The 13,468-nt window shown below is 69.1% G+C and carries 11 protein-coding genes; 3 read left to right on the plus strand and 8 right to left on the minus strand.

Going from position 1 to position 13,468, the window contains the following annotated elements; all coding sequences use genetic code 11:
* Positions 1-184 precede the first annotated feature (184 nt).
* From recN to VKV26_21350, 3 genes are all read right to left on the minus strand, one after another.
* Entirely contained in the window at positions 185-2,014 is a 1,830-nt protein-coding gene (gene recN, locus VKV26_21340; GenBank protein HLZ72458.1) for a DNA repair protein RecN, read from the minus strand.
* A 144-nt stretch (positions 2,015-2,158) separates the two neighbouring features.
* Entirely contained in the window at positions 2,159-3,016 is an 858-nt protein-coding gene (locus VKV26_21345; GenBank protein HLZ72459.1) for an NAD(+)/NADH kinase, read from the minus strand.
* A complete protein-coding gene (locus tag VKV26_21350; GenBank protein HLZ72460.1) occupies positions 3,013-3,750 on the minus strand; it encodes a TlyA family RNA methyltransferase in 738 nt (245 codons plus the stop codon). The genes VKV26_21345 and VKV26_21350 overlap by 4 nt, the downstream gene beginning before the upstream one ends.
* 99 nt (positions 3,751-3,849) lie before the next feature.
* Here VKV26_21350 and VKV26_21355 point away from each other — a divergent pair, with 99 nt between their 5' ends.
* Positions 3,850-4,326: a YbaK/EbsC family protein gene (locus VKV26_21355; protein HLZ72461.1), complete on the plus strand. Its 477-nt coding sequence runs from the start codon at positions 3,850-3,852 to the stop codon at positions 4,324-4,326.
* A 30-nt stretch (positions 4,327-4,356) separates the two neighbouring features.
* Positions 4,357-5,334, plus strand: a complete 978-nt coding sequence (locus tag VKV26_21360; GenBank protein ID HLZ72462.1) for a decaprenyl-phosphate phosphoribosyltransferase — start codon at positions 4,357-4,359, stop codon at positions 5,332-5,334.
* Positions 5,335-5,452: 118 nt separating this feature from the next.
* On the opposite strand, the gene clpX is transcribed toward VKV26_21360, so the two are convergent.
* The 5 genes from clpX to VKV26_21385 form a co-directional block, all read right to left on the minus strand.
* A complete protein-coding gene (gene clpX, locus VKV26_21365) occupies positions 5,453-6,751 on the minus strand; it encodes an ATP-dependent Clp protease ATP-binding subunit ClpX (protein HLZ72463.1) in 1,299 nt (432 codons plus the stop codon).
* Between the two features lie 248 nt (positions 6,752-6,999).
* Complete coding sequence (tig, locus tag VKV26_21370; GenBank protein ID HLZ72464.1) at positions 7,000-8,433, minus strand: trigger factor; 1,434 nt, start codon at positions 8,431-8,433, stop codon at positions 7,000-7,002.
* A gap of 145 nt (positions 8,434-8,578) precedes the next feature.
* Positions 8,579-10,849: a xanthine dehydrogenase family protein molybdopterin-binding subunit gene (locus VKV26_21375; GenBank protein ID HLZ72465.1), complete on the minus strand. Its 2,271-nt coding sequence runs from the start codon at positions 10,847-10,849 to the stop codon at positions 8,579-8,581.
* 228 nt (positions 10,850-11,077) lie between these two features.
* A complete protein-coding gene (locus VKV26_21380; protein ID HLZ72466.1) occupies positions 11,078-11,563 on the minus strand; it encodes a (2Fe-2S)-binding protein in 486 nt (161 codons plus the stop codon).
* Positions 11,564-11,711: 148 nt separating this feature from the next.
* Entirely contained in the window at positions 11,712-12,587 is an 876-nt protein-coding gene (locus VKV26_21385; protein HLZ72467.1) for a xanthine dehydrogenase family protein subunit M, read from the minus strand.
* Positions 12,588-12,968: 381 nt separating this feature from the next.
* Between VKV26_21385 and VKV26_21390 the strand changes: the two genes are divergently transcribed.
* Positions 12,969-13,454, plus strand: a complete 486-nt coding sequence (locus VKV26_21390; protein ID HLZ72468.1) for a MaoC family dehydratase N-terminal domain-containing protein — start codon at positions 12,969-12,971, stop codon at positions 13,452-13,454.
* Positions 13,455-13,468: the final 14 nt, after the last annotated feature.

Raw genomic sequence — 13,468 nt, forward strand, 5'->3', positions numbered from 1 at the left:
CGGGCACTTCTTCAGCACCGTTCCCGTCGAGATGCGGGACTCGCCATCGTTGCTCGCGTGGATCGGCGCGAGCGACACCTGCGTCGAACAGGACGGACAGGTCACGGCATCTCGCTGCATGGGTCGGCCCCCTCCTTCCGCGGTGCCGAAATGGTCGGCAGAGGGAGTATATCGCAATATCGTCTCAGCTGAACAGTCTACTCCCTTCGGTGGATGCCGCAGGTGAGGGGTTGCGAGCGCGATTTTCTCCAGTTATGCCAAGCAGCTCGCGCGCGCTGGCGAGATTAGCCGGTGTTGCGCCGCCAAGCATCGCCGCCAGCTCATGTATACGCGCCTCGCCGCTCACCGCGGTCAGCGAGGCGCGCGTGCGTCCGCCGCGCACTTCTTTGACGGCGACGAGATGCGTGCCGGCAACCGCCGCAATCTGCGGCAGGTGCGAGATGCAGATCACCTGGTGGCGTTGGGCCAGCGCCGCGAGTTTCTGCGCCACCACACCGGCAGAGCGCCCACCGAGCCCGGCTTCGATCTCATCAAACACGAGCGTGGGCACCGCGTCCGCCTCGCCCAGCACGCTCTTCAGCGCCAGCATCAGCCGCGAGGTTTCGCCGCCGCTGGCCACGCGCGCCAGCGGCCGCAGCGGCTCGCCTGGATTCAGCGAGACCAGAAACTCGACGCGATCGACGCCGCTCTGGTCGAAGGCGAGCGGCGCGTCCGCGGGTGGCGCCGCCTCGACCGAACCGTGCTCGATCACGGCTGCGAGCGGCAGCGCACAGGCCAGCCCATCCGCCGAGGCTCGCCTGGTGAATTGCACGGCGAAGCGGGCTTCAGCCAGGCGCAGGTCGGCCAGCTCGTGCTCCACGGCCTGCACGAGCCGCCGTGCCGCCTGCTCGCGCCGGGCGCTCAGCTCCGTGGCCCGCTCGCCGAGCGCAGCCTGCAGGGTTCGCTCTTCCGCCCGCAGCGCCGCCACGCGCTCCTCGCTGCCCGCTAGCTCGGCCAGTTCGCGCGACGCCTCCTCGCCGTAGGCGATCACGGCGGCGATCGTGGCGCCGTACTTGCGCTTCAGCGTGTTGAGCAGCGTCAGCCGCTCCTCCACCGCGGCCAGGCGCGCAGGATTGAACTCGACGGCGTCACGGTAGGCGCGCAGCTTACGCGCGAGATCGCTCGCCTGCTCCTGCAATCCCGATGCGGTCACCGCGTCGTCGCTCATGCGCTCGTCCAGCGCCGCGAGCTGGCCGAGCAGATCCGCCGTACGACCCAGGCTGTCGATCGCCGCCGCGCCGCGGCCGCCCCCGGCCAGCGCGGCGTGCGCGGCGTCGGCCAGCTCCGCCAGTTGCTCGGCGTTGGCGAGCAACTGGCGCTCGGCCCGTACCTCATCTTCTTCGTCGGGGCGCAGCTCGGCGGCTTCGATCTCTTCCGCCTCGAAGCGCAGCCGCTCCTGGCGGCGCACCCGTTCGCGCTCGTCCGAAACCAGCCGGTCGATCTCGGCTCGCACGCCGCGCAGGCGCGCAGCCGGCTCGGCGAAGGCGCGGCGCGCCTCGCCCGCGCCGCCGAAACGGTCCAGCAGCTCGATATGCGTAGCCGGCTGCAGCAGGCTGACGTGATCGGACTGGCCGTGAATGTCGACCAGGCGCGTGCCCAGCGAGGCGAGCAGAGTCTGCACCACGGCGCGGCCGTTCACGCGTGCGGCCGAACGCGCCCGGCCGTCCAGCGAAACGTCGCGGCTCACGATCAGCGTCTCGTCCTCCGCGGCGACTCCTGCCTCGTCGAGCTGCTCGCGCAGGCCTTCGCCGAGCGCATCGTCGTCCAGCGTGAACACGCCCTCGACGTGCGCGGCGGCCGCGCCGGCACGGACGGTGCCCGCGTCCGCCCGGGCGCCGAGCAGCAGGTGCAGCGCGTCGATCAGGATGCTCTTGCCGGCGCCGGTCTCGCCCGTGATCACGGTGAGGCCGGGGCCAAGCGGCAGCCGCACGTGCTCGGCGATGGCGAAATCCCTGATGTCGAGTTCGAGCAGCACACCCGCGCTCCGCGGCGACCACGACCGGTGGTACAGCCTTCGCCGGCGCGGCAGGGAACGGCAGCCGGCGCCGCGCCAGCTTCTATCTTACGGCCTGAAGCTGCCGCCGTTCGTCGCCGGCACGGCGGAACGCGGCCATGCGGTTCACCGGCCCGACTCGCGGCCCTGTGTCGAGAGGTTGAGATGGTCGGCCAGGCGGGCGAAGAACTCGCTGGGCGGCCCCATGCGAATAAATGCGGCCGTGTGCGCCGAGCGGCGGCAGACGACCGCGCAGCCCGCGTCGAGCGTGCGCAGCGCTTCGCCGTCGGCCGTGACCACGCCCTGGCTCTGGTCTTCAACCCTGATCGCGATCGACGCGTCGCCCGGCAACACGAACGGGCGCATGCGCGAAAGATGCGGCGCTACCGCGGTGAGCACCAGGTCGCGAGACTGCGGCATCAGCACCGGCCCGCCCGCCGAGAGGTTATACGCGGTGCTGCCTGTGGCCGTGCAGACGATCAGGGCGTCCGCGCGCAGCCGGGCCAGGTGCACGCCGTCGATCGCGACCGAGAAGTCCATCGGCCTGCCGGGCGCCGCGCGGTAGACGACGACGTCGTTGAGGGCCAGCGCGCTAACCCGCTCACGCCCGTCCTCTCCGGCGAGGACGCATTCGACCAACGAGCGCTCGTCCAGCATGCCGGCGCCGTCGAGGATGGCGCTGAGTTGCTCGGCGGCGCTTTCCGGCGCCAGCTCGCTGAGAAAACCCAGGCGGCCCATATTCACGCTGACGATATGCGCGCCCTGCGGCGCCACGGTGCGGGCCGCCCAGAGCACGGTGCCGTCGCCGCCGACGCACACGGCCAGATCGGTTCCATCCAGGTGCGCCGCGACTTGCGCCGCGTCGCCGGTGGGCGCGAGCCAGGGCGAGAGGCGATGCAGCACCGTCTTTGCCAGATCCTGTGCCAGCGTGAACGCGGCCGCCTCGTGCGGGTGGTAGAGGATGCCTGCCTTCTGGTATCTCACGCGGCCGCGTCCGGTCGTTGCAGATGCATCAGAAACTCCCGATTGCCGGAGGCGCCGCGGATGGGAGAGAGCGCAAGTCCAAGAATACGGTAGCCCTGAGCCGTAAGCCAGTGGACGAAGCGCCCGATCACCGCCGCGTGCAGCAGCGGGTCCCGCACGATGCCGCCGCGACCGACCTCGCCACGCCGCGCCTCGAACTGCGGCTTCAGCAGCGCCACCAGCTCCGCCCGCGGTTTGAGCGACGCGACGACGGCCGGCAGCACCTTGGTCAGCGAGATGAAAGAGACGTCCGCCACGGCGAGATCAACCAGCTCCGGCAACGCGTCGAGATGGCGCGCGTTCACCCGCTCCATCACCACCACGCGCGGATCGGTGCGCAGGCGGTAGTCGAGCTGGCCGTAGCCCACATCGATTGCGTAGACGCGCGCGGCGCCGTGTTGCAACAGGCAATCGGTGAAGCCGCCGGTCGAGGCGCCCACATCCGCGGTCCGGAGGCCGGAGACGTTTATGCCGAACCGCCGCAGCGCGTGCTCAAGCTTCTCGCCGCCGCGGCTGACGTAGCGCGGAGGCGCGATCACCGCCAGATCGGCCGCGGCAGGCACCAGCATCGCCGGCTTGATCGCCGGCCGGCCCTCCACCAGCACCTGCCCGGCCTCGACGGCGGCACGCGCCTGCTCGCGCGAGGCGGCGAGTCCACGCGTGACGAGCGCCAGATCGAGCCGCTGCTTCGCCATCCCGTCTCACGGTAACGACCTGCTGACGGCGGTTCAACGCCCGGGCGCGTTGCCCCACTTCGCCCGCATCCCTACCATCGCAGGGAGGAGGCCGAGGCGATGGCCGACGACCCCGCCGCGCGCGTGCAGGCGGCGATTTCGGCGCTGCACCCCGGCCTGCACGTCGAGATCCACGCCGGTTCGACGGCAACGGCCGAGGGCGCGGCGGCGGCGGCGGGCTGCGAGCTGGGGCAGATCGTCAAGAGCCTGCTCTTCATCGCCGGTGAGCGGCCCGTGCTGGCCCTGGTGGCCGGCGACCGCAAGGCGGATGTGCCGCTACTGGCCATCTTGCTGGGCGTGCCGCGCAAGCGCCTGCGACTGGCGAAGCCGGAGGAGGTCATCGAGACGACCGGCTACCCGATCGGCGGTGTGCCCCCTCTCGGCCATCCAGTGCGCATCGAGACGGTGATCGACGCCTCGTTCGCTCGCTACGGCGAGCTCTTCGCCGCGGCCGGCACAGCGAACACCGTCTTCCGCATTGGGCGGGATCTGCTGGTAGAGTTGACGGGAGGCCGGGTCGTGGAGTTCACGGGCTAATCGGGGCAGCCCGCGGCCCGCGGAGGCTCGTTGACCAGCTCCCTCTCAGAAGCCGAAGGCAAGCGGCCGGCCGTGCCGTGCGCCCCCGCTGCCGCGGCCGCGTCGCGGCTGCAGACGATCGCCGCGCTGCTGCTGGCGTTGCGGCCGAAGCAGTTTGTCAAGAACGGCGTCGTCTTCGCGCCGCTGGTCTTTACGGTGCGCCTGGCCTGGCGCCCGCTCTATCCCGACACCTGGCTGCCGCTGCTGGGGCGCTCGCTGCTCGCCTTCACAGCGTTCTGCGCCGTCTCCGCGGCCGGCTACCTGGTCAACGACCTGCGCGATATCGAGGCCGACCGGCTGCACCCGCGCAAGCGGCTCCGCCCGATCGCCTCCGGCGCCCTGGCGGCGAGGCCAGCCGTGTACGCCGCGCTCGCGGGCTACGCCGCGGGGCTGCTCGCCGGCGTGCCGCTCGGCTGGCGCTTCGAGGCGACGATCACCGGCTACGGCCTGCTGGTGCTGGCCTACACGTTCGTGTTGAAACAGGCCGTGATCCTCGACGTGCTGGCGATCGCCTCCGGCTTCGCTCTGCGGGCGATGGGCGGCGCCTTCGCCATCGCCGTGCCGGTCTCGCCCTGGCTCTACCTCTGCACCGTGCTCGGCGCCCTGCTGCTGGCCGTGAACAAGCGCCGCCACGAGCTGCTCTTGCTCGACGCCGAGGCGGTTCATCACCGGCCGGCGCTGGCTGCCTATTCCGTGCCGTTACTGGACCAAATGTCGAGCACGGTCGCCGCGGCCACGGTGATCGCCTACAGCCTTTACACCTTCACGGCCGAGAACCTGCCGACGAACCACGCGATGATGGTGACGGTGCCGTTCGTGCTCTACGGCATCTTCCGCTACCTGTTCCTCGTCTACCGCCGCGACGAGGGCGGCAGCCCCGAGGACCTGCTCGTACGCGATCTGCCGCTGCTCGCCTGTGTCGCCCTTTGGCTGATCACCGCCGCCGCCGTGCTGGCGATCTATCGGTAGCCAGAGAACCACCCGGTTCCGCGGGCTGCCAATAGGTGCCCGCCTTCTGCCCCGCAACTCCGGAACGCCGTTCCCCTCGCCCAGGCTTGGGAGAGGGGCCAGGGGTGAGGGCCGAGTGCTACGCCGTCTCCCCGCGCTGCTGCTCTTCGAAGTCGATCGCCTGGCCAGCACGGTTCAGCAGCAGCGGCCGCTGGCGCTTGATGATCGTGTCGGCGTTGATCACGCACTTCTTCACATCGGAGCGCGAGGGCACCTCGTACATCGTCTCCAGCAGCGTGTCTTCGAGCACGGTGCGCAGGCCGCGGGCGCCGGTGCGATGGCGAATGGCCTCGTCGGCGCAGGCGCTCATCGCCTCCGGCGTAATCACCAGCTCAACGCCGTCCATGGCGAAGAAGCGCTGGAACTGCTTGATCAGCGCGTTCTTCGGCTCGGTGAGGATGCGCACCATCGAGTCTCGGTCGAGCGATTCGAGCGCGACCACCATCGGCAGGCGACCGACGAACTCCGGGATCAGGCCGTACTGCAGCAGGTCGTCGTGCGTCGCCTGCTTCAGCAGCGCGTCCGTCTCCTTCTGCGGCGAGGCGTACACCGGCCGGTTGCCGGCGAGGAAGCCGAGCGAGCGCTTGTCGAGGCCGAGACGGCGGTCGATGACCTTGTCCAGGCCTTCGAAGGCGCCGCCGCAGATGAAGAGGATGTTGGTGGTGTTGATCTGGATGAAGTCCTGGTGCGGGTGCTTGCGCCCGCCCTGCGGTGGCACGCTGGCGACCGAGCCTTCGATGATCTTCAGCAGGGCCTGCTGCACGCCCTCGCCGGAAACGTCGCGCGTGATCGAGGGGTTGTCGCTCTTGCGGGCGATCTTGTCGATCTCGTCGATGTAGACGATGCCGCGTTCCGCCTTGGGAATGTCGAAATCGGCCGCCTGGATCAGGTGCAGCAGGATGTTCTCGACGTCTTCGCCGACGTAGCCCGCCTCGGTGAGCGCGGTGGCGTCGGCGATGCTGAAGGGTACGTCGAGGATCTTGGCGAGCGTGCGGGCGAGCAGCGTCTTGCCGGAGCCGGTCGGCCCGACGAGCAGGATGTTGCTCTTCTCCAGTTCGACATCGGCCGAGGCCGGCGCATTGATGCGCTTGTAGTGGTTGTAGACGGCGACCGAGAGCACCTTCTTCGCCTGCTCCTGGCCGACGACGTAGTCGCTGAGCTGGTCGTAGAGGTTCTTCGGCGGGGGAATGCGCTGGCCGCTGGTCTTCGGCTTGGACGGGCCGCTCGCCTCTTCCTGGATGATCTCGCGGCAAAGCTCAACGCACTCGTTGCAGATGTACACCGCGCCCGGACCCGCGATCAGCCGCTGCACCTGGTCCTGGTTCTTGCCACAGAACGAACAGTGGTATTGAACCCTGGGCGTGCGGTTACCGGCCATACCTGGTCTCCTGTGCGAGCGAGATCGGCGGTGCCACCGCCTGCTCACCGACTCCGTGCGTGAACCGCCGGTCGACGCGAACTCGGTTGCCGCCGGCGGTTGCTGGATCTTTCTCTTATGTCAGTCTCGGATGAACGCCCCGATCGGTGAACCCCTGACGGCCGGGTAACCGCGCCGCGGGCAGCGCGGGAACTGATGCCCAACATAAATCCGCCGGAGGCGCTCGCGCTACCCCGGTGGGCCTTTGACTATTCCGCCTCGTGCGCCGGCGCCTCGGCGGCCGGCGCGGCGCTGCTCTGCTCGGCCCTCGCGGCCTCCTGCGCCGGGTCGGTTTCGGCCTCGACGGCCGCTGCCGGCGCCGCCTCGTCCGTGGCCTCCGCGGCCTTCGGCTCGGGCAGCGGCGGCAGCTCCTTGCCATCGGTGATGTCGCGCAGCCGCTGGTAGACCTTCTTCGTCAGCGCCGTGCGGCTCAGCAGCTCGCGGCCGCTGGGGTTATCGAAGATCGTGCGCATCTGCGCCGCCTGCGGCCTGTCGCCGGCGATGCGGTTCAGCTCCGCGTCCACCTCGGCATCGGCGACGGCGAGGCCCTCTTTCTCAGCTACCTCGGTCAGCACCAGCGAGCGCTTGACGCGCTCCAGCGCCAGCGGCCGCACCTGCTCGACCAGCGCATCGGCCGAGCCGCCGCCGCCTTTGCGCAGCGCGGCTTCGATGCTGGCGCGCGTGCCGCCCCCGGTCTGCTCGCTGAGAATGTGGTCGATCTCGCGGTCGACCAGCACGGGCGGGAAATCGATCTGCGCCTGCTCGATCAACGTCTCGACGATCTTCTGGTCGTAGTCGCGCTCGGCCTGTTCCTCGGCCCGCTTCTGCAGGTCGCCGGCGAAGCGCTCGCGCAGGGCCGCGTACGACGGGAAGCCTTCGCCGACTTCGCTGGCAAAGGTATCGTCCGCCTCCGGCAGCTTCTCCTCTTTGACTTCTTTGACCACGACGTGGTACGTCGCCTGCTTGCCGGCGAGGCTGGCCTCGTCGAACTCCGCGGGCACGGCAACCTCGAAGGTGTACTCCTTGCCCTTTTCGACGCCGATCAGCTGCTCCATCAGCCCGGGCAGCCCTTGCATCCCCTGCTCGCTGAGACGCAGGTCGCTGTCCTCTTCGGAGATCAGCTCGCGCCCCTCGACCTCGGCCTTGAGATCGGCGCGCACGACATCGCCGGCCTGCGCCGGACGTTCAACCGGTGTAAGCGAGGCATACTGCCGCCGCAGGTTCAGCATCGTCTCCTCGAGCTGTTCGGGCGGCACGGTCGCTTCCGGACGCGGCAGGCGCAGGGCGCGGTAGTCGCCCAGGTCCACGGTGGGCTTCAGCGGCACCGTGGCCTTGATCAGCAGCGGCTCGAAGGTGGGAATTTCAAACGAGGGCTGGTCGATCGGGTCCAGCGACTCCTCTTTGATCGCCTCTTCGTAGACCTGGGGCACAAGCTTTTCGAGCGCCTCGCGCAGCAGCGTGTCGCGGCCGACGTAGCGCTCGAACATCACACGGGGCGCTTTGCCCGGACGAAAACCCGGGATGCGGTAGCGGCCCGACATGCGGCGGAAGGCCTGGTCCATCGACTGCTCGACGCGCTCAGGCTCGACCTCGATCTCGAGCAGGATCTGGCTTTCGGGCTGGCGTTCAGCGGTGATCTTCAAGGGGCGGCAGTCCTCCGGCGCCTCAGTATAGCATGCAGTCTCAGCCTCTCCCAAAGCCACGCACGACCGGCAGCAACAGGGACGGCCGAGATGTTTCGGCCGTCCCTCTCATTCCCCACGCCCTTCGACCTACGCCCCACGCCCTCTACTGAGGCAGGCCGACCGTCTCCTCCAGGATGCGGCCCGGCGACATGGGCAGGTCGGTGAAGCGGTGGCCGGTGGCGCGGTAGACGGCGTTCGCCACGGCGGCCAGCGGCGGCACGATCGGCACCTCTCCCACGCCGCGCACGCCGTACGGGTGGCCGGGGTTGGGCACCTCCACGATGATTGCGTCGATCATCGGCAGGTCAAGCGCCGTCGGCATGCGGTAGTCCAGGTAGCTGGCGTTGGCCATGCGGCCCGACTCGTCGTAGAAGTACTCCTCGTTCAGCGCCCAGCCCACGCCCTGCGCCACCGCGCCCTGCATCTGCCCTTCGACATAGCTCGGGTGCACGGCTGTGCCCGCATCCTGCACCACGGTGTAGCGCAGCACCGTGACCTTGCCCGTCTCCGGGTCCACTTCCACGTCTGCGATCTGCGTGCTGAAGGCGCCGCCGACACCGCCCGGCGCCACCGTGGCGCGGCCGACCACCGGCGCGCCCGTGCGCATGATCTGCCCGGCGATCTGCTTGAAGCTCAGCGTCTTCTCGGCGTCCGCCGAGGTCTTGAAGGCGCCGTCCTCGAAGGAGACGGTATCCGGCTCGACCTCCCAGATCTTGGCCGCGCGCTCTTTGAGCTGGCGGATGATGTCCTGACCCGCCTCGTAGGCCGCGTATCCGCTGGCGAAGGTCGTGCGGCTGCCGCCGGTCACGTCGTTGTAGCCGACGGAGTCAGTATCGACCACCTGCGGCTTCACATCCTCGGCGGCGATGCCCAGCGTCTCCGCGAGCTGCATGGCGATCGACGCTCGCGTGCCGCCGATGTCCGTCGACCCTTCGGTGAGGCTCACCGTGCCATCCGGGTTGACGCTGGCCGAAACCGACGACTTGAGACCGACGTTGAACCAGAACCCCGAGGAAACGCCGCGGCCGCGGTTCGGCCCCTCGAGCGGCGTGTTGTAGTGGGTCGAGGCGAGCGCCGCCTGCACGCACTCGATGTTGCCGATGCGCGGGAACCTGGCGCCGTTCGCCTGCACCGTGCCCTCTTTCGAGCCGTTCTGCAGGCGGAAGCGCAGCGGGTCGATGCCGAGCTTCTCGGCGACCTCGTCCATCACCTGCTCGATGGCGAAGGCGGCGTTCGGGGCGCCCGGCGCACGGTAGGCCGAGACCTTCGGCTTGTTCACCACCACGTCATAGCCGTCAATCGTGGCGTTTGCCACCTCGTACGGCGCCAGCATCGTCATGCAGCCGGCGCCCACCGGCGAGCCCTTATAGGCGCCCGCTTCGTAGGCCAGCATCGCCTGCACCGCGGTGACGGTCCCGTCCTTCTTCGCCCCGACCTTGACCTTCATGTACGAGCCAGAGGTCGGACCGGTGCCTTCGAACACATCGGTGCGGCTCATCGTGAGCTTGACGGGTTTTCCGCTCTTCTTGGAAAGCAACGCCGCCAGCGGCTCCAGGTAGATCGGAATCTTGCCGCCGAAGCCGCCGCCGATCTCCGTGGGCACGACCTTGATGCGCGAGACGGGCATGCGCAGCAGCTCGGAGAGCTGCGCCCGCACGGGGAAGGCGCCCTGCGTGCAGGTGTACACCGTGAGACGGCCGTCCTGGTTCCAGTGTGCCGAGCTGGCGTGCGGCTCAATGTAGCCCTGGTGCACCATCTTCGTCGTGAACTCGCGTTCGACCGTCACGTCGGCCTCGGCGAAGCCCTGCTCGATATCGCCCTTCTGGAAGTGCAGGTGCTGCGCCACGTTGCTGGCCTTGTCGGAGACGCCGGCCATCGACTTGGTCTTCTGGTTCTCGTGCAGCAGCGGCGCGTCCTCCCGCATCGCGTCGCGCACCTCCACCACCGGCGGCAGCGGCTCGTACTCGACCCGGATCAGGCCCACCGCTTCTTCCGCGATGTGCGCGTTGGTTGCCGCCACCGCCGCCACGGCGTGGCCGCGGTAGAGGACTTTCCCGTCCGCCAGCACGTTGTTGCTCAGCTCGCGCAGATTGACCGCGCCCTCGCCAAGATCCTGCGTCTTGTCCTCGGCCTGCGGCAGGTCTTTGGCCGTGACCACGGCGCGCACACCCGGCAACGCCTCCGCCTCGCGCGTGTCGATCGAGACGATGCGGGCGTGGGCGTAAGGGCTGCGCAGCACTTTGGCGTGCAGCGTGCCGGGCAGGGTGATGTCCGCGCCGTACTGCGCCCGACCGGTGACTTTATCCACGCCGTCGTGGCGGATCGGCCGCGTGCCGATGACTTTGTACTTCGTCTCTTTGTCCGCGATGACCATCGCTTCACTCCTGCCCGTTGTTTGGGCCCCGCTGCTATTGTAGACGGCCGTCGGCCCTCATCCTCTCCTGTCTCCTTCTCCCATGCGTCGCCCGATGGGAGAAGGAGACGATCGTGCACTGAGCGTTCCGATCGGCCTACGGTAAAGCCGGCGCCGCATCGATTTGGCACCCCCGGTTCGCCCTTCCCCCAATCCTGGGGAAGGGAAGGGGATGAGGGCCGAACGCCGCTACACCCGCACAGCGCCTTGCATGTCGGCTGCCTTCTGCACGGCGCGGATGATCTTGTCGTAGCCCGTGCAGCGGCAAAGGTTGCCGGCGAGCCAGTAACGGATCTGGTGCTCGTCGGGATGCGGGTTCTTCTCCAGCAGCGCCTTCGCCGCGACGATGAAGCCCGGTGTGCAGACGCCGCACTGCAAGGCGGCTTCTTCAAGAAACGCCTGCTGCAACGGGTGCAGCCCGGCCGGAGTGGCGACGCCTTCGATCGTCATGATCTCGGCGCCCTGCGCCTCGGCGCCGAGCACGCAGCAGGAGTTGACGACGCGGCCGTCCATGATCACGCAGCAGGCGCCGCAGTTGCCGTTGTTGCAGCCCTCTTTGGCGCCCGTCAGCCCGAGCTCGTCGCGCAGCACTTCCAGCAGGCTCTGCCGCGCCTCGCAAAGGAAGTCCACCGCTTCCCCGTTGATCGTCGATTCGATGTGCAATCGTCCAGGCATGGCCCTCTTCCCCCTTCCCCTTCTCCCAAGATTGGGAGAAGGGGCGATCTTGTCGTGAGCGTTCCAGCTTGCAGCGGGTGAGCGGTGCGCTGTGGGTTGCGCCTGCGGGCGCACAGGGCATGCCCTGTGCGCCCCTACGCCTCTCGCCCTACGCCCTGGCGCGTTCGACGGCGCCGGCGAGGGCGCGGCGCACCATCACGCCGACCAGGTGCTTGCGCTGGCCGATGTTGCCGCGCATGTCGTCGATCGGCCGGGCGGCAGTGATCGCCACCTCCGCCGCGCGCTGGTATGACGCCTCGTTCGCCTCCTGCCCGGCCAGCGCCGCGCCCGCCGCCTCAAGGTAGAGCGGCGTGGGCGCCACCGCGCCGATCGCGATCCGCGCCGAGGCGATGCGGTTGCGCGACTCATCGAGCTGCACCGCGGCCGCCGCGTTCACCACGGCGATGTCCATCTCGTTGCGCGGAATAAAGCGCAGGAAGCGCGCCCCAGAGCGCGGCTGCGGCGTCGGGAAGCGCAGGCCCACGAGCATCTCGCCCGGTTGCAAGGCCGTGCGGCCCGGCGCGATGCAGAACTGCTCTACGGGCAGCTCGCGCGTGCCCTCCGGCCCGGCGATCTCCGCCACGCCTGACAGCACGATCAGCGTCGGTATCGTATCGGCGGCGGGCGAGGCGTTGCAGAGGTTGCCGCCCAGGCTGGCGCGGCCCTGGATGGCGGTGCCGCCGATCAGCGAAGCCGAATCGATCAGCGCCGGGTAGAGCCGCGTCACCATCTCGTTTTCGTAGATGCGGTAGCACGGTGTCGCCGCACCGATACGCAGGCCACGTTGCTGGTCGAAGGTGATGCTGGTGAGCTCCGGGATCTTCTTGACGTCCACGAGGAGCGAGACGTTGGGCCGCCGGCCCTCGCGCACCTGCACAATGACGTCGGTGCCGCCGGCCAGCACGCGCGCGTTCTCTCCCGCGCCCTGCAGCAGCCCCACCGCTTCGCGCACCGTTTGCGGCGCCTGGTACTCGATCGCCTGCACGAACCTCTCCTTACTGATCTCGCGCTCCGCGCGATGGCGCTCGGATCCTGCGACCCGCGCTCGTCTCACCGGCACGCCGGCGCCATTCCGAAGACAAGAACAGACCGCGCCGGCTGCATACGCTTGCGCGGGCGACCGCTCCGGCCGCGGCAGGGCCGTTATGCTGAACCCAGCATAACGAGCGACCACTACCGTGTGTCCAGCGCGCAGCGTACCGCACGCGGGCATCGCTTCGCCATAGCGGCGGCGCGGCACCGTCGCGTGGCGGCTTGACTTTGACAAGCCACCCTGCGGCGCGTAGTGTGAACCCTGCCGGAACGGGATCGCCCGGCGCGGCCCGTATCCCGAAGCAACGACCAGCAACAGCACGAGGAGGCAGTCGTGGCCGAGAACCTCATCACCGAGGAGATGAAGGCCGCTATCGGCAAGGAGTCGGAGCCCACGACCAACGAAGTCGACAAGACGGGCGTGCGCATGTTCGCCCGCGCCGTCGGCCACACCGACCAGGTCTTCTACGACGAAGACGAGGCGAAGCGGCGCGGCTACCGCGGTCTGCTCGCCCCGCCGCACTATCTCGGCACGCCCATCTTCAACCCCAGGTATTCCGATCCCACCTTCGGCGGCCGCCGCGGCGGCATGCGCGAGTTCAGCACCGGGCTCAAGCGCCGGCTGAACGGCGGCACGGAGATCGAGTACCTGGGCGATGTCTGCGCCGGCGACACGCTCACGGTCAGCTCGCACATCGCCGACATCCAGCAGCGCGAGGGCGGCATCGGCACGATGTTGATCACCACGACCGAGACGACGTACAAGAACCAGCTCGGCCAGGTCGTGGCGAAGGTCCGCGGCACCGGCATCCAGTACTAGGCTCGGTCTCCCTG

It is taken from the genome of Dehalococcoidia bacterium, assembly GCA_035310145.1.
Lineage (GTDB): Bacteria > Chloroflexota > Dehalococcoidia > CAUJGQ01 > CAUJGQ01 > CALFMN01.

Coding starts and splice junctions, on each gene's coding strand:
- VKV26_21350 (HLZ72460.1), bottom strand. CDS start 3,750: ATGGCGAAGCAGCGGCTCGATCTGGCGCTCGTCACGCGTGGACTCGCC.
- VKV26_21355 (HLZ72461.1), top strand. CDS start 3,850: ATGGCCGACGACCCCGCCGCGCGCGTGCAGGCGGCGATTTCGGCGCTG.
- clpX (HLZ72463.1), bottom strand. CDS start 6,751: ATGGCCGGTAACCGCACGCCCAGGGTTCAATACCACTGTTCGTTCTGT.
- VKV26_21375 (HLZ72465.1), bottom strand. CDS start 10,849: ATGGTCATCGCGGACAAAGAGACGAAGTACAAAGTCATCGGCACGCGG.
- VKV26_21380 (HLZ72466.1), bottom strand. CDS start 11,563: ATGCCTGGACGATTGCACATCGAATCGACGATCAACGGGGAAGCGGTG.